Source organism: Bartonella occidentalis, from assembly GCF_037070875.1.
Classification (GTDB): domain Bacteria; phylum Pseudomonadota; class Alphaproteobacteria; order Rhizobiales; family Rhizobiaceae; genus Bartonella.
The window spans coordinates 173,255-188,955 of record NZ_JAYMZJ010000001.1; the positions used below are offsets into that span (position 1 = coordinate 173,255).

Genomic DNA, 15,701 nt, shown 5'->3' on the forward strand with positions numbered 1-15,701 from the left:
AATTTTTGAACCCCAAAATACGTTAAATAACTTCAACCTCAATTGCTAAAGCATGAACGCATGTTGCTAACTCTTTCTGTAAAACTTTATAAATCGCCCGATGTATCTCGACTCGAGTCATACCTGAAAAAGAAGAAGATACAATTTTCACTCGAAAATGCGTTTCCCCTTTACCATCAAAAGCATGTTCCTCATGAGGATGTCCAGCATGAAGGTGACTTTCATTAATCACTTCAAGTTTCTGCGGACAAAAAGCATCTTGGAGCTTCGTCGTAATTGTTGTTTTAATTACAGCAGACATTTTTGTTCCTTTATTAAATGGACAACAGAAATTGAGTCTTTTTATCAGCAAATCAGTGTGAAAATAAATTTTTCAAAAGTCAATTCTTGTAAAATCAATCAATTTTGCATACACCAAACATATGGTAACGACATCTAAATTATTTGACTCAATTCGAGTCAGCTCTAGTAAAAAGAAACCTACTGAAGCACAAACACAACCGTGTCAATGGGAAGGTTGTGAAAAATCAGGCCTTCATAAAGCACCAGCAGGTCGAAATTATGAGGGACAATATCTATACTTTTGTCTTGATCATGTGCGTGCTTATAATAAAAACTTTGATTATTTTTCTAATATTAGCGATAAAGATATAGCGAAATTTCAAAAAGATGCTCTTACTGGGCATCGCCCCACATGGCCTACCGATCTTAGCAATAGCAATAGCGTATCGAAAAAAACAGCAGCCAACTATGCAAAAATTCGCTCTGGAACAGCTGCCTACCAAAACCGTATGCGCGACCCATTTTCTCTATTTACCCAACGCCACTCCTCCAGTCGTTTTTCAAGAAAATTGAAACCTTTAGAAGCCAAAGCTTTTGATACATTGGGCTTAAAAGCGAACGCTTCAGCTGAAGATATCAAAACAAAATACAAAGAATTGGTCAAAAGGCACCATCCAGATACCAATGGTGGCAATCGATCTTCAGAAGAGCGCTTTCGCGATGTTCTAAACGCCTATAATTTACTCAAAAAATCTGGTCTCTGTTAATTTAAGACAAGTGCCCACCCGCACGAAACAATGCTCTAACTCAGACGATTATTGCCTACTCAAGAAAATATATGGCAAAATATCCCTTTCATACAAAAGACTCCCATTATAGAGCATTGCATAAGTGCTCTAACTCTTGTATCGTTTTCCAATGAATAAAAAAGTTAAATAAATAGCATCTCTTTCCCTTTAGAAAAATAATGACAAAAACAAATCCTACAGTTAAAAACGTGCCCGATATTACGCTCTGTGCTTGTGATCTATTTAATATCGATACTGATATGAAAGTACCTGCTTTTAGTACAAAGAGCTCTCACGTTCCTGATTTAGATCCCAATTATCGCTTTGATCAGCAAACAACTTTAGCGATTTTAGCAGGCTTTGCATTTAACCGTCGTGTTATGATTTCTGGCTATCACGGTACAGGAAAATCGACGCATATAGAACAAGTTGCAGCACGTCTTAACTGGCCTTGTATTCGGATTAATCTAGATAGCCATGTCAGCCGTATTGATTTAGTGGGAAAAGATGCCATTGTCTTAAAAGATGGCCTACAAATTACTGAGTTTAAAGAAGGCATTTTACCGTGGGCTTATCAAAACAATATTGCGCTTGTTTTTGATGAATATGATGCAGGTCGACCCGATGTTATGTTCGTCATTCAACGCGTTCTTGAAGCTTCTGGGCGGCTAAGCTTACTCGATCAAAGCCGTGTCATTGCCCCTCACCCGGCATTTCGTCTTTTTGCAACAGCCAATACAATCGGTCTTGGTGATACAACAGGTCTTTACCATGGAACACAACAAATCAATCAAGCCCAAATGGATCGCTGGTCTATTGTCACGATATTAAATTATCTTCCTCATGACAAAGAAGTTGATATTGTTTATTCAAAGGTAAAATCTTTTCAGACAGCTGAAGGGAAAAAAACAATCTCACAAATGGTTCATGTTGCTAATATGGTACGCCAATCTTTTATAAACGGAGACCTTTCAACAGTCATGAGCCCGCGCACTGTTATTACTTGGGCGGAAAATACCACAATTTTTCAAAATATTGGGTTTGCCTTTCGTTTAACCTTTCTCAATAAATGCGATGAGCTCGAACGCTCCACTGTTGCAGAATTTTATCAACGTGCCTTTGGACAAGAGCTTCCTGAATCGCTCATTCATAGTGTCTTGCCTTAAGGAATACGTCAACCATGACCGCAGGAGCTGGCAATAACAGCCAAAATCGGACAAAAAACCCCTCCTCCAACACCCTTGATGCTAAAGCTTTTCAGAAAGCTATTTCCAATTGTATTCGCGCAATTTCCGGCGCAAGAAACCTTGAAGTTACCTTTAGTCATAATAAACCATCGCTCAATGAAAATTATGCACGCTTACCAGAACTGCCACAACATACCACAAATAAAGATATATTTGTCACTCGCGGATTAGGCGATTCTATGGCCTTATATAAAGCATGGCATAATAGCCATATTCACATGCGATTTGTTCCGGTAGAATTAGAAGCACGTGCCGTCTTTAACGCCCTCGAACAAACACGTGTTGAAGCGATTGGCACTTTATCCATGGAGGGAATTGCAAAAAATATTGATATCATGCTTGCTGACAAATATCAAAGAGCTCATTATCAAAAGATTAGTACACAAAGTGAAGCTCCCATCCAAGAAGCACTTGCACTTTTATTGCGCGAAAAAGCAACAAAGCGCCCTCCCCCTAAAGAAGCTGGACCTGTATTAGAATTATGGCGCCACACAATTGAGCAAAAAGCCGCAGCAGAACTCAATGAACTTACACGCCATATTCACAATCAACGTGCCTTTGCACAAATCGTTCGTCAAATTCTTATTTCACTCAAGATGTTAACTCATCAACTAGAAGAAGAAAATTCTGACAGTGTCAACAATAACAAATTAAAAAACGAACATAAACCTCAAGACCAAGGAGAAGAAGAAAGCGAAAACGAAAAACATGCTCAAAGTAAAGAGCAAGCAATTGCTCAACAAGAAAGCGATGTACAAGAAGAGGGAAAAACACAAACGACTCAATTAAACGCCAATAATAAAACTGAAGACAATCAAGAAAGCTTTGAACAAGAAAAATTAAACAAATCTAAGCGTTTTCTCGCTGTTTCAGAACAAATGGAAGAGCTTGCTGATTATAAAATTTTTACACGTCAATTTGATGAAATTTTAGAAGCAACAGATTTTTGTTCTGAAAACGAATTAGATCATTTGCGTCATAATCTTGATAAGCAAATTAATCATCTTCAAAGCATTGTTGGACGCTTAGCAAACCGCTTACAGCGCCGTCTTATGGCGCAACAAAATCGTAGTTGGAATTTTGATCTTGAGGAAGGATATCTCGATACAGCACAACTTCCACGTCTTATTATTGATCCAATGCACCCACTCTCTTTTAAAATGGAGAGCAGTATTCAATTTCGTGATACCGTTGTTTCCTTGCTCGTTGATAATTCAGGATCAATGCGAGGACGGCCTATTGCTGTTGCGGCCGGTTGTGCAGATATTTTGGCGCAAACTCTTGAACGTTGTGGAGTCAAAGTTGAAATTTTAGGCTTTACTACCAAAACTTGGAAAGGAGGAAAATCGCGCGAACAATGGATTAATCAACGCAAACCCAGTAATCCTGGACGTCTTAATGATTTATGTCATATCATTTATAAAAGTGCTGATACACCTTGGCGTCGAGCACGACGCAATTTAGGTTTAATGATGCAGGAAGGATTGCTGAAAGAAAACATTGATGGTGAAGCACTCATTTGGGCTCACCAACGTCTTCTATCACGACATGAACAACGTCGCATCCTCATGGTCATTTCTGATGGAGCACCTGTTGATGATTCAACGTTGTCTGTTAATTTCAGCAATTATCTTGAAAAACATTTGCGCGCAGTTATTCAAAAAATCCAAACACATTCACCCATAGAACTTATTGCCATTGGAATTGGTCATGACGTCACACGCTATTATAAACGTGCTGTCACTATTATGAATGCAGAAGAACTAGCCGGCGCAATAACAAAACAATTAGCAGAACTCTTTAGCAATAAAAAAATTTACCCTCATAAAGAACTTTAAGAAAAGTTCTATGAAATCATCGGCTTTAAGTTATATAGGCTGTACTTAAATATTTAAGCGCATACACGATCAAATATAAATACACCCTAAAGTGTTTCCTTCACAAAGAACAACAGAAACATTCTTTATTTTAAATAACACAAAAGAGTAGACGTTATTATTTGACACCTCAAACGCAAATTACCTTTTGAACTATTTTGATAAATAAGGAATTTTAAAACTAAGAACTACTCCATAGAGGACTAGATAAATAAATTTATAACGTCTTTTTACTGAAAAAATTACAAAAAGCAAAAGAGAATCAAACTGGAACTTCAAACTCAAAGACTTCCATATTTCCCACAATAGAACACTTAACCATAGCCTGTTATCTGCTCAATAAAAAACAAAGGAAAAAATACAACGATAACAGTTGACCCATTCTGCTTCCAAAGAGCCTTTCACCTTACTTGACGTCATAAAGCCAGAAATGACAACCGTATTGAGAAGTCATCTAAACAAAAATCAGCATAAGCCTATATTGCCGCGACACAACCAAACTATATAAAAACGATTCGTCATATCATTGATCAGAAAAGCTACTAGATACGTAAAGAGCACTATAAGCTTCAAGAACCCATTCGAACCAATAGATAATTACTGAGAACAAAAAACATCAGAAACAGTCAAAACAAAACACACTGCAAAGCTAGAAAACGACATATATGTCTCTTACTACTCGGCAAAAACCACATTCTGAGAACAGACTTTTAACCTAGCAAACAGAATCAACCAAAAACTAGCGATCAAATGATAGAAAATAAAAGCAAATAGTCTAGAACTGTGGTAATTGACACAAGCGGTTACGCAACTTGTTCCGCCTTTTTCTTAACGATTTGACGTTTTAACAAACGCGCCCGTTGCGATAGCTCCCTATCATCAGCTTTAATCAAAAAGCCATCAAGGCCACCGCGATGTTCAACAGAACGCAAAGCACTTGCCGCAATACGCAAACGATAATTTTGCTGTAATGCTTCTGAAATCAACGTTACATGGCAAAGATTTGGTAAAAAACGACGACGGGTTTTATTATTCGCGTGGCTAACATTATTGCCATATTGAACCGTTTTTCCTGTCAATTCGCACGCACGAGACATAAACTTCACCTTTAAACTAAAAAAACTCTAAAATCCTAATGTCAGCACAACAGAATGAATAAACAAAAAACAGCCCGCTTTAACTGAGTATCACTAAGAAATTTGTGTTTCTAATAAGGTGTTGGCAACAAAAGGTCAAGCCTTTTATTAAAACCTTTTAGACTCCCTATCTGCTGATTTTCTCATCTTTTCCTATTAAAGTACATACAAAATGTTTTTTTTCAGCGCGCATCGTGCTAAAAGGGACTATTAATTATGAAGAAAATAAACTGTGCCCCATGACAGAATTTCAACATAGACATATCAGCTTCTCTTCTATTTTGTTTAGTATATTATGTGCATTTTTTTTTCTGATCTTCAGTGCACTAGGTGTGTGGCAAATACAAAGATTAAATTGGAAAACCAATTTGATCACAAGCGCTAATCAGCGTATTCATTTAGCTCCTATCAAAGCACCACCGCAAAACCAATGGGCAGATGTTACTTTTGAAAAAGATGAATATCAACCTGTTATCATTACTGGAAAGTTTCTAATCGGTAAAAATATTCTCGTCACTGCTGTCGCTCAAAATACCAGTGGCTATTGGGTTTTAACCCCCTTACAGACAGAAGACAATGCCCTAACCTTCATAAATCGTGGCTTTATTCCTATGGATGCACGCAATCATTTTAAGAATCCAGAACAATCATTTACGAATAGCACACCTAACCCACATCCTATCACCAGCACGGAGCAAACTACAATCATAGGGCTTCTACGCATGAGTGAAAAAAATGGTCTTTTTCCACGTAAAAATAATCCCGCCCATGACTTATGGTATACACGCGACCTCCCAGCCATGGCAAAAAAACTTGACCTATCCACTGTTGCTCCCTATTTCATTGATGCTGGCAAAAAAACAGCAACGCAGGAAAAACTTCCCATTGCTGGTCTAACTGTTGTACATTTTTCAAATAACCATCTTATCTATGCGATCACTTGGTTTACCTTAGCTGCTGGTATTTTAGGTGCTTCTCTTTTCTTATTACAACAGAAAAGTTAATCTAAAAACACACACCTAATACCCTCTCTATCCTTAAAAAATTGTGTTAAATATTTTTCATAAAACATACTTTTTATAATTATTTTTCTCAAAATACCCTGAACAAGGTACACAAACACATCCTCTTTTCCCATCGCTAAACTTGTAATTTGTAATCTAAAAAATACAATTTTTTCAAAGAAAACACGCTTTTAAGCAACCACTAAAAATCAATAAAATTTGTGTACATAACGTTATGCAATCGAATCAATATCACCACAATTAATACCAAGACCACTCAGTATTAGTTTATAAATTTAAAGAGACAGTTTTACACCTTTATAGGTATAAAGTAGGAAAAATTACAAATGTGAGGTAATTGCAAACTAACGTGCACCTAGCTCATAAAAAACTTGTCTGTCCCCAAAAATCAAGTATTAAAAAAGTTATTAATGGCGAAAATGCCTCACACCCGTAAAAACCATAGCCAGATCATGCGCGTCAGCAGCTGCAATAACTTCCTCATCACGCATGGATCCTCCAGGTTGAATAACGGCTGTTGCACCAGCTTGAACGGCTGCTAATAAACCATCTGCAAAAGGAAAAAATGCATCCGATGCAACCACAGAATCTTTAGCGAGAGAGTCTGTTAATCCTGCTCTTTGCGCACTTTCCTTAGCTTTACGCGCAGCAATTTTAGCTGAATCAACTCGACTCATCTGACCAGCACCAATTCCAACTGTTGCACCATTTTTCGCATAAACAATAGCATTTGATTTAGCATGCTTCACTACACGAAAAGCAAATTGAAGATCACGCACTTCATCCTGAGTTGGAGCACGCTTTGTCACCACTTTTAATTTAAGATCATCAACAACAACATTATCACGTGATTGCACTAAAATCCCCCCTGAAAGTGTCTTTGCAATCAACCCTCCATAACGTGGATCAGGAACACCACCTGTTATCAACAAACGAAGATTTTTTTTCTGTGCAATAACTTCACACGCAGCCATTGTCGCATCAGGAGCAATAATCACTTCTGTAAAAATCTTGATAATCTCTTTGGCGCATTCTTCATCAAGGGGCTGATTTAAAGCAACAATTCCACCAAATGCTGAAACATTATCACACATAAGTGCTTTTAAATAAGCTTCTTTCAAACTGTGGCCTTCTGCAACACCACAAGGATTGGCATGTTTAATGATAGCAACAGCAGCTTTTTTTTTCGGATCAAATTCTGCCACAAGTTCAAATGCCGCATCTGTATCATTCATATTGTTATAAGAGAGCGCTTTTCCTTGCACGAGTTTTGCTGTTGCAACACCAAAGCGTTTGTCTTTATTACGATAAAATGCCGCCTTTTGATGCGGATTTTCCCCATAGCGCATGACACTTTCAAGATGGCCAGAAAAGCTCTGCCAAGATGGAGTCTCAACCTTTAAATCTCGTGCGAACCACGCTGCAATAGCTGCATCATAGGCAGCTGTACGCTCATAAGCACGCAATGCCAATTGACGCCGCATCACAAAACTTAAACACCCATCATGCCCCTTTAATTCATCCAGAACTACATCATAATCACTAATATCTGTTATAATGCCGGTATAAGCATGATTTTTCGCTGCAGCGCGAATCATTGCAGGCCCACCAATATCAATATTTTCAAGAATTGTGTGTTCATCAGCTCCAGATTGGGAGATCTCTTCAAAAGGGTAAAGATTCACAACCACAAGATCAATCCCATTGATGCCATGCTTTTCCATAGCAACCGCGTGACTTGGATCTTGTCTTACTCCTAACAAAGCGCCATGAATCAAAGGGTGGAGTGTTTTTACGCGTCCATCCATTATTTCTGGAAAGCCAGTAACTTCAGAAACATCTTTTATGGGCAAACCAGCAGCCAGTAATGCTTTAGCTGTTCCTCCTGTCGAAATTAATTCAATACCGTAAGTGTGAAGTGCTTGGGCAAACGCAACTAAACCAGTTTTATCAAACACAGAAAGAAGAGCACGACGAACCTGATGAAGACCAGGGATAGGAAAATTTTTTGCAACAACACCCATACAAAAAACCTCAAAATAAAATGGTTAAAACTTAAGAAAAACGCGCCTGTAACTCACATTAATCAAATGATATCAAAAGAGCACAAATGCCTCTGCTCTAGCACATTTAGCATATAAAGAATAATATCATTTTGACCGAAACCATAAAAAAGCGAATCATTGTTTTACCCGCCGGCGAATAAAACGCCAACGAACTTTTTCTTGGAATGCAGGACGAAAATATAAAACAATTTGCTGTGTGCGCTGCGGGCCTTTTAATCCCGTAAAATCAATCGAATCTTCAAGACAAATATCAGCATCAGGTGATATAAATTGCCATACTTGTTCATCATCTACGGTTAAATATACACAATTCCCATCATAATTGACCTTAACTTGTGGATGAAGATGGAACCGAACAGCAACATTATTTTGTTGATTTTGAGCTACTTTTTGTCTATTTGACCGCCCCTTTTGAGGCATAAAAAAGCGATCAAAACCCTCAATTATTGCGCCATTTGTCGCTAAAATAAGCCCACGTTCATGAATAAGATTAAAAGGTCGTACATAACCATCATGACTTGCAACAAAACCAATCTTCTTTGCATCTTCTATGCGCCGTACTTTAACATCCATTGACCCTTCAAGTAAAAAGGAAGTATCGCTCCCTCTTTTTTTACGAAAGGTACCGACTGAACAATCGTTAACCGTTGCCGTTGAATGTGCTGCAGTAAAACGCCCAAACTGTCGATACTCCTCCCCCCCATAGGGATTAACACCCGTATTGATAATAAAGCGGCTTCCTTGTGAAGACATTTCGAAAGACAAACACCCCGAACAAGCATATTCTGCAGCAGAACGTGATGGAAACTTCCCTGTATCTGCCAGCACGGTTGTTTGATTCACTTGTAAACGTTGAAATCCTGAGTAACGTGCATAACTAAAAGGATGCCCTGCCGTTTCATCAAGCTTTAAAACCGTTGATAAGCGTTCAGACATAGTAGATCCAACGCCATTAAAATGTGCTAATGTTTGATCCTCATGAATAAAAAATCGTAAAGCCGGCAACATACGCTCAACAGAATCAATTAAAATACGCGGTGCTGTTTCATTACTGCGCGCAAAAAGATGACGCAAAGATAATAAATCGGATAATAAATTGAGCAAAATTGCAGGGCTACGCGAAATATGTCCACCATCAAGAAGAATCTGATTCGAAAGCTCTTCAATGAGGCAGGCTTGCACCTTTTTCTTTATTGCCGCAGAAACAGGCAAAGCAAGAGATGCAAATGTCAAAGCTACTGCTGCTTGTAAGCGTTGATCATTACGCTCCATACCGCAAATTACTATACGTAAATAGCGAAATTGAAAACCAAGCGCCCGCAAAAAACGCTTTTTAAATCGTTCACTTGCACCTTCCAACAACATTTGCGAATGACCAATCCACGAAATCAAACGGCGTGCCACAACTGACCCACTCCAAGGAATCCCTTTTACCTTCTTCCCAGTATGATCAAACCAGTCTTCTACCAACGAACGCGCATGCGCTGCAGCTAAATCGCTATCTGCTGCTGTCATATGCCGCAACCAATGAAAGTTATGAAGATCCGCTTCCCATTCTGATGTTGGTGGAACTAATAAAAAAGGTGATACAGCACCAGAATGAACAATACGACCAGAAAAAGCAAAGCGACCATGATAAAATTCATGTGCCATCATCGGGTCAGCTACATACAAATCAATGGGGTGCGCCAAAATTTTATTAGGACGAAATCCAGAAAACCTCCAGCGAAATAACGGTCCTACCCATAAACGCCACATCAATTGATGAGTCATATATACAAAATCTGATACCTTTATTTGAGAACTTTTTACTAAAACCGCCACAACCTCATCTCCGTATATGCTTTCACCAAGCACAATTTCAGCCATTTTAGTAAATGAACCGTTAATTAAATCACTTTACGGAAGCGTGCTGCAAAAAAACCATCCATTCCTAAAAAAAGTTTTTTCTCGGCATAAAAATTTTCATGACAACTATCAGCAGGTGTCGTACGCAAAGTTCCCTTAGCAGAAAGCAAATGCGCCATAGCGCCCATTTCTTCTCTACAAATAGGCTCTAAAATAATGTCATTGCATGTCGATAAAATTTTCTCTATGAGATCTTCACCTTCTTCTCTTGCCAGCGAGCAATTGGAAAAAATAATACGTCCCCCCTTTTTTACCAAAGCAACTGCTGCTAAAAGCAAATCATATTGCAATGCTGCTAGTTGGAGAATATCATCAGCTGATTTAGTCCATAAAATATCTGGATGACGACGTATCGTTCCTGTAGAAGAACAAGGAGCATCAAGTAAAACGGCATCAAAGAGTTTGTTAGGACGGAAATCTCTTACATCGCCCTCAAAATAGCAAACTGAAAAATGCAGTCTCTCCATATTTTCCTTTAAACGCTTCATCCGACTAGCAGACATCTCAATTGCAGTCACATCAGCGCCTTGCAAAGCTAATTGAGCTGTTTTTCCACCCGGGCTCGCGCAAAGATCAGCAACCTGTTTGCCATGAATATCTCCTAGTAAACAAGCAGGTAGAGCAGCTGCAAAATCCTGAACCCACCAAGTGCCTTCTCCGTATCCTGGTAAATCGGAGACAGAACAATCCAAATGATTTAAACGAATTGAACCGTTTGGCAAAACAACACCTCCAAGCCGTTTTGCCCACCCAACACTATCAAATTTAACAGTCAAATCGAGAGGCGGTTCAATGGTTTGAATTGCTAAAATCTGATCAGCCTTTTCTTTTCCATAGTTTGACACTAAAATTTGTCTAAACCACCCTGGAATCATTTCAATAGTAGGAGTTTGTTGACGTAAAAATACCGCCTCACGTGCGATATTACGTAAAAGAGCATTCACGAGTCCTGAAAAACGACGTATACGAGGATCAATTTTAGCCACACGCACTGCTAAATCAATCGTAGCGTGATCAGGAATATCAAGATAGAGAATTTGCGCCACACTAATATGCAGGAGATGCTGCAAAGAAAATGCTTGTGAAGGTATAGGTCGCGTCAAAAAGCGCGATAAAATAGCTATAATCTGCCCTCGACAACGTAATGCCGTGCCCAAAATAGCTCGACACAATAAGCGATCTCTATGTGAAAGCTTTAAATACCGAGGGTGTCCATGCTCATTATCCGTTAAACCAGAAAGAGACACATGCCTATTAACTACAGCCCCTAACAAACGAACACATACTTGCCTCACTTCTAATCCTGGAACAGCTTTTTTCAAACACACGCCCCACTTTTTTTATGTTTTAAAATAATGCCTGTATTCTCCTAAAAGTTATGACCGATGAGACTTTTTTGACCCTCCATAACAAAGCCAAGAAGGGCGCTTTGTCACACGCTGGGAAGCATTTGGCTCCTGATCACCTGATTCACTGAATTTATCATTGTAATTCAGATTTCCATAGTCCAAACCCTTATTTTTTTCATGAAAAGCATGTTTTTCATTCCACCTCATATTGTTAGCCATTAACCCCCTCATCTCTTCTGCTTGCTTACAAAGAGCTGCAATGCGATTTTCTGTCGATGGGTGAGTTGAAAAAAGGCTATCAGCTCCTCCACCACTCAGAGGATTAATAATAAACATATGTGCTGTTGATGGATTATGTTCAGCCGTTTCATTATAGATCGTATATCCACCACCGGAAATTTTATGCAACGCCGAAGCCAACCATAAGGGATTACCACATATTTCAGCACCTCTGCGATCAGCAGCATATTCACGCGTGCGGCTAATAGCCATCTGCACCAGCATAGCTGCAAAAGGTGCGACAAACATAGCAATAAGACTCCCGAGCACTCCAGAACCATGATGGTGTTCTGAAGAACTACGCGACCCCCTTATAAACAGAGCAAAATTACCAAGCATTGAAATTGCTCCTGCAATTGTTGCAGTCAGCGTCATTGTTAACGTATCACGATGCTCAATATGTGCCAATTCGTGAGCTATAACCCCAGCAACCTCCTCAACACTCAACTGTTTTAACAATCCAGTGCTCGCAGCAACAGCTGCATTGTCAGGATTACGTCCTGTGGCAAAAGCATTTGGCTGTGCACTATCAATAACGTAAACCTTTGGTTGAGGAAGAGAAGCTTTTTGAGCTAAATCGCTTACAATTTTATAATAAACTGGTGACGAATGCTGATCAACTTCACGAGCACCATACATATGTAAAACGATTTTATCTGAGTTCCAATAAGAAAAAAAGTTTAAACCTCCCGCTATTAAAAGCGCCACAACCATACCACTGCCCCCCCCAATGAGATAACCAACCGCCATAAAAAGAGCAGTCATAAAAGCTAAAAGCATTGCGGTACGCATCACATTCATTACTCAAAAGCTCCGTAAAAATATAATCTTTCTATATTATATAATCATTATATAATGGGATTTTCTCTCTGCTTCTTCAATAAAATAGAGGTATAAAATGGACAACAAAGACAAAACAATATGCAAACAAAATGCTATGGCCGCTAAACTTCAACCCCTTTCTCCTGAAGCACAACGTGCATTAAATGAGGCTGAAGAAAGACGTAAACAAGCAATAAATGAAGACCAACCCTTAGAGAAAAGCGGCCGCGGCGGCAAAGACCCTTCACGCTATGGAGATTGGGAAATTAAAGGCCGCGCCATTGACTTTTAAAAATCAGCTTCTCTCCTTATAGATTATAGAGAATCTGTTTTTACAGATAAAAACGCGAGATTATAGCTATTATATAAAAACTTTTAAATGTAACTTAAATTATGTTCGAGGTAATCACGCTCCTTCTGCAGCAGCTGCTTCCTCAGCAGCTTGCTTTGCTGCAGCTATACGCTCTTGTGCCTTTACACCAGGTTCACCTTTGCGTGGATTATGACGAGCTGGACGCTTCTTTAAACCAGCAGAATCCAAAAATCGCAAAACGCGATCTGTCGGCTGCGCACCTTGACCAAGCCAATATTGGATACGCTCTTCGTTAAGTTTCACACGCACCCCATCTTTAGGCAACATTGGATCCCACGCACCAACACGCTCAAGAAACCGCCCATCGCGCGAGCTACGTGCATCCGCAACGACAATATGATAGTAAGGACGCTTTTTTGAACCTCCACGGGACAAACGAATTTTCAATGCCATATTTTATCTCCTATTGTCAGTTCTGGCTTTCATTTAATAAATCTACTTTCTTTGGTCTTTGCTCTTCAGCAATAATTTTGTGGTGCTGCGTAACTTCTTTAATGATAAATTTTAAAAATCTCTCAGCAAAATCAGGATCAAGATGACTGTCTATGGCTAATCGACGCAAACGCGCTATTTGCCGTTGCTCACGCAGAGAATCTGTAACAGGCAAATTATGACAAGCCTTTAATTTCCCAATCTCATCTGTGCAACGAAAACGCTCTGCTAAAATATAAATTAACGTTGCATCAAAATTATCAATGGACGCCCTTAAATTCGTTAATTCGCCCAATATTTTCTCCTGCATCATATTTCCTTCCCTCTTTGCATCTCACTTTTTCTTGGGACGCTGAGGAAGTTTTCCCCCATTATCGGCAGTGCTCTTATTTAAAAGACCAGGAAATATAGGTTCATGCCCTGGAAGTCCAGGTAATGCTCTGCTTCCATTACCATTTTCAATCTGCTTTTGTAGTGCTGATAATTGTTTTGGATTAAACTCTGACAAATCAGGCATAGTTCCAGAATTTCCCATACCACCAAGCCCTATTTTAGAACCAAGTCCTCCAAACATTTTTCCCATCAAGCCACTTTTGCCCTTACTTCCCATAGCTTTTACCATATCAGCCATTTGGCGATGCATCTTCAAAAGCTTATTAATATCAGCGGCACTCGTTCCAGATCCCTTCGCGATTCGCTGCTTACGACTATGTTTCAAAATCTCTGGATTAGCACGTTCTGTAGGCGTCATTGACGAAATAATAGCCAATTGACGATTAAATAAACGATCATCAAGTCCTGCTGCTGCAATCTGATCTTTTATCTTCCCCAAACCTGGGAGCATCCCCATAAGCCCCCCCATACCTCCAAGCTTTTTCATTTTCTGTAATTGATCTGCAAGATCATTAAGGTCAAATTTTCCGCTTTGCATTTTTTTTGCAAAAGCTGCTGCCTTTTCATGATCCATCGTTTCGGCTGCTTTTTCAACTAAAGAAACGATATCGCCCATTCCCAAAATACGGTCTGCAACACGACTAGGATGAAACTCTTCTAGATCCTCTAATTTTTCACCAGTTCCAATTGCTTTAATCGGCTTACCGGTAACAGCACGCATTGAAAGAGCGGCACCACCACGGCCATCACTATCCATACGTGTTAAAATAATCCCTGTAACTCCTACCCGCTCATCAAAAGAACGCGCAAGATGAACAGCATCTTGACCCGTAAGACTATCAGCGACCAACATAATTTCATGAGGAAGGGAAAAAGCTTTAATTTCAGTTAACTCGATCATCAAAGCTTCATCAACATGGTTACGACCTGCTGTATCAAGAAGAAGCACATCATAACCACCCAATTTAGCTGCTTGTACTGCACGCTCCGCAATATCGACAGGGGACTGTCCTGCAATGATAGGCAGACTTGCAAGTTTTGCCTGTTCACCTAATTGACGTAATTGTTCCTGTGCTGCAGGACGGCGTGTATCTAAGGACGCCATTAAGACCTTTTTATTGTGTTTATCCGTAAAACGCTTTGCAAGCTTTGCTGTTGTTGTTGTTTTTCCAGACCCCTGCAAACCAACCATCATAATAACAACAGGAGCCGGAGCATTTAAATCGCTTAAGACGCCTTCACTTCCAAGGATATTGACCAACTCATCGTGAACAATCTTAACAACCATTTGTCCGGGTTTAATTGATTTAACAATTGCGGATCCAACAGCTTTTTCACGAACCCTATCGGTAAAAGAACGAGCAACATCAAGGGCAACATCAGCTTCCAATAAAGCGCGACGAATTTCGCGCAGCGCCGCCACGACATCTTGATCTGACAAAGCACCACGCCCTGTCAAACTAGACAGAATGGAACCAAGCCGCTCTTGCAGAGATTCAAACATTCCTCACCTCATTGCTACATCACAACAAACCAAAACAGCATCCGACAATGCACCGCGTCATCGGATGTTGACCTCTGAGATCTCCTTATACCCGTAAACGGGGTCCCAGTCGGTGGCTCCAAGCTAATTTTGTCACTGAAAGCTCGCTTCTTCAAACAATAAAACCCCTACTTTGTCAAGATTTATCATACAGTATCTCTTTATATGAAGCAAAAAGATA

At 39.5% G+C, this 15,701-nt stretch carries 14 protein-coding genes; 5 read left to right on the forward strand and 9 right to left on the reverse strand.

All coding sequences use genetic code 11. From position 1 onward, the window contains the following. Nucleotides 1–22: 22 nt before the first annotated feature. Nucleotides 23–301 carry a BolA family protein gene (locus tag WCP78_RS00805; RefSeq protein ID WP_336278619.1) on the reverse strand — a complete coding sequence of 93 codons (279 nt, stop codon included), beginning with the start codon at nt 299–301 and terminating at the stop codon, nt 23–25. Nucleotides 302–422: 121 nt separating this feature from the next. On the opposite strand from WCP78_RS00805, the gene WCP78_RS00810 reads away from it, so the two are divergent. The 3 genes from WCP78_RS00810 to cobT all read left to right on the forward strand — a co-directional run bounded on the left by WCP78_RS00810 (nt 423) and on the right by cobT (nt 4,155). Next, a complete protein-coding gene (locus tag WCP78_RS00810) occupies nt 423–1,049 on the forward strand; it encodes a J domain-containing protein (protein ID WP_336278620.1) in 627 nt (208 codons plus the stop codon). Nucleotides 1,050–1,249: 200 nt separating this feature from the next. Further along, on the forward strand, nt 1,250–2,236 hold the full coding sequence (gene cobS, locus WCP78_RS00815) for a cobaltochelatase subunit CobS (protein WP_336278621.1): 987 nt from the start codon (nt 1,250–1,252) through the stop codon (nt 2,234–2,236). A 14-nt stretch (nt 2,237–2,250) separates the two neighbouring features. Next, the gene (gene cobT, locus WCP78_RS00820) at nt 2,251–4,155 is read left to right on the forward strand and encodes a cobaltochelatase subunit CobT (protein WP_336278622.1); all 1,905 of its coding nucleotides are present in this window, start codon (nt 2,251–2,253) and stop codon (nt 4,153–4,155) included. A gap of 842 nt (nt 4,156–4,997) precedes the next feature. Here cobT and rpmB read toward each other — a convergent pair. Further along, the gene (gene rpmB, locus WCP78_RS00825; RefSeq protein ID WP_336278623.1) at nt 4,998–5,291 is read right to left on the reverse strand and encodes a 50S ribosomal protein L28; all 294 of its coding nucleotides are present in this window, start codon (nt 5,289–5,291) and stop codon (nt 4,998–5,000) included. Nucleotides 5,292–5,569: 278 nt separating this feature from the next. Here rpmB and WCP78_RS00830 point away from each other — a divergent pair, with 278 nt between their 5' ends. Further along, a complete protein-coding gene (locus tag WCP78_RS00830; protein WP_336278624.1) occupies nt 5,570–6,334 on the forward strand; it encodes an SURF1 family protein in 765 nt (254 codons plus the stop codon). Between the two features lie 428 nt (nt 6,335–6,762). Here the strand turns inward: WCP78_RS00830 and purH are convergent, their stop codons facing one another. From purH to htpX, 4 genes are all read right to left on the reverse strand, one after another. Then, nucleotides 6,763–8,379: a bifunctional phosphoribosylaminoimidazolecarboxamide formyltransferase/IMP cyclohydrolase gene (gene purH, locus WCP78_RS00835; RefSeq protein WP_336278625.1), complete on the reverse strand. Its 1,617-nt coding sequence runs from the start codon at nt 8,377–8,379 to the stop codon at nt 6,763–6,765. A gap of 156 nt (nt 8,380–8,535) precedes the next feature. Then, complete coding sequence (locus tag WCP78_RS00840) at nt 8,536–10,290, reverse strand: heparinase II/III family protein (protein WP_442895293.1); 1,755 nt, start codon at nt 10,288–10,290, stop codon at nt 8,536–8,538. Nucleotides 10,291–10,310: 20 nt separating this feature from the next. Then, on the reverse strand, nt 10,311–11,651 hold the full coding sequence (locus WCP78_RS00845) for an RsmB/NOP family class I SAM-dependent RNA methyltransferase (protein ID WP_336278626.1): 1,341 nt from the start codon (nt 11,649–11,651) through the stop codon (nt 10,311–10,313). Between the two features lie 54 nt (nt 11,652–11,705). Further along, entirely contained in the window at nt 11,706–12,758 is a 1,053-nt protein-coding gene (gene htpX, locus WCP78_RS00850) for a zinc metalloprotease HtpX (RefSeq protein WP_336278627.1), read from the reverse strand. A 97-nt stretch (nt 12,759–12,855) separates the two neighbouring features. Here htpX and WCP78_RS00855 point away from each other — a divergent pair, with 97 nt between their 5' ends. Then, complete coding sequence (locus tag WCP78_RS00855) at nt 12,856–13,071, forward strand: DUF1674 domain-containing protein (protein WP_336278628.1); 216 nt, start codon at nt 12,856–12,858, stop codon at nt 13,069–13,071. Nucleotides 13,072–13,185: 114 nt separating this feature from the next. Here WCP78_RS00855 and rpsP read toward each other — a convergent pair whose 3' ends face one another. From rpsP to ffh, 3 genes are read right to left on the reverse strand one after another with little or no spacing between them, the layout of a single operon-like run. Then, nucleotides 13,186–13,545, reverse strand: a complete 360-nt coding sequence (gene rpsP, locus WCP78_RS00860) for a 30S ribosomal protein S16 (RefSeq protein WP_336278629.1) — start codon at nt 13,543–13,545, stop codon at nt 13,186–13,188. Between the two features lie 16 nt (nt 13,546–13,561). Continuing rightward, the gene (locus WCP78_RS00865) at nt 13,562–13,894 is read right to left on the reverse strand and encodes a chorismate mutase (protein WP_336279102.1); all 333 of its coding nucleotides are present in this window, start codon (nt 13,892–13,894) and stop codon (nt 13,562–13,564) included. A gap of 24 nt (nt 13,895–13,918) precedes the next feature. After that, entirely contained in the window at nt 13,919–15,481 is a 1,563-nt protein-coding gene (ffh, locus tag WCP78_RS00870) for a signal recognition particle protein (protein ID WP_336278630.1), read from the reverse strand. Nucleotides 15,482–15,701: the final 220 nt, after the last annotated feature.

Bases quoted from the DNA above. Each gene is read 5' to 3' on its own strand.
- htpX (WP_336278627.1), bottom strand. From the start codon at position 12,758: ATGAATGTGATGCGTACCGCAATGCTTTTAGCTTTTATGACTGCTCTT.
- WCP78_RS00805 (WP_336278619.1), bottom strand. From the start codon at position 301: ATGTCTGCTGTAATTAAAACAACAATTACGACGAAGCTCCAAGATGCT.
- WCP78_RS00855 (WP_336278628.1), top strand. From the start codon at position 12,856: ATGGACAACAAAGACAAAACAATATGCAAACAAAATGCTATGGCCGCT.
- WCP78_RS00840 (WP_442895293.1), bottom strand. From the start codon at position 10,290: ATGGCTGAAATTGTGCTTGGTGAAAGCATATACGGAGATGAGGTTGTG.
- ffh (WP_336278630.1), bottom strand. From the start codon at position 15,481: ATGTTTGAATCTCTGCAAGAGCGGCTTGGTTCCATTCTGTCTAGTTTG.
- WCP78_RS00830 (WP_336278624.1), top strand. From the start codon at position 5,570: ATGACAGAATTTCAACATAGACATATCAGCTTCTCTTCTATTTTGTTT.
- rpsP (WP_336278629.1), bottom strand. From the start codon at position 13,545: ATGGCATTGAAAATTCGTTTGTCCCGTGGAGGTTCAAAAAAGCGTCCT.
- purH (WP_336278625.1), bottom strand. From the start codon at position 8,379: ATGGGTGTTGTTGCAAAAAATTTTCCTATCCCTGGTCTTCATCAGGTT.
- rpmB (WP_336278623.1), bottom strand. From the start codon at position 5,291: ATGTCTCGTGCGTGCGAATTGACAGGAAAAACGGTTCAATATGGCAAT.
- WCP78_RS00865 (WP_336279102.1), bottom strand. From the start codon at position 13,894: ATGCAGGAGAAAATATTGGGCGAATTAACGAATTTAAGGGCGTCCATT.
- cobS (WP_336278621.1), top strand. From the start codon at position 1,250: ATGACAAAAACAAATCCTACAGTTAAAAACGTGCCCGATATTACGCTC.
- cobT (WP_336278622.1), top strand. From the start codon at position 2,251: ATGACCGCAGGAGCTGGCAATAACAGCCAAAATCGGACAAAAAACCCC.
- WCP78_RS00810 (WP_336278620.1), top strand. From the start codon at position 423: ATGGTAACGACATCTAAATTATTTGACTCAATTCGAGTCAGCTCTAGT.